Source organism: Craurococcus roseus (assembly GCF_039523795.1).
Taxonomy (GTDB): Bacteria; Pseudomonadota; Alphaproteobacteria; order Acetobacterales; family Acetobacteraceae; genus Craurococcus; species Craurococcus roseus.
Genome location: NZ_BAAAFZ010000016.1, coordinates 1 through 332, shown reverse-complemented (window position 1 = coordinate 332; position 332 = coordinate 1). Strand labels below are relative to the sequence as shown.

Sequence of the window (332 nt, the reverse complement as noted above, 5' to 3'; positions counted from 1 at the left end):
TGCCCGCCGCCCGCCGTGCTGGTCGCGCCGCCTCCTTTCGAGCCGCACGCACTCGGCGCCGCGCTGGACGCGGAGGCGCTGCGGCTGTCGGGCTGTGGGCGCACCGGCGGCGGCTTTCCGCGATCGGAGGGCGACCTGCTCGACGCGGTGGCGTCCGCGTGGTTCGACGCGCTCGACCTCGCGCTCAGCCCGGTGTTCCGGCGCGGCGAGGGGGTGCCGGCGCTGGCGCGGCTGGCGGGCGAGGCGCGCCGCGCGTCGCGCAACCCGCGACTCGCGGTGGTGGTCAGCGGGCGGCTGTTCGCCGAGCGGCCGGGGGCGTGGCGGGAGGCCGC

General features: G+C 80.4%; 1 protein-coding gene. It reads left to right on the top strand.

All coding sequences use genetic code 11. The features are described 5' to 3' along the window. Window positions 1-332: hypothetical protein (locus tag ABD067_RS08195; protein ID WP_343894745.1), on the top strand; the 332-nt coding region annotated here is incomplete at both ends.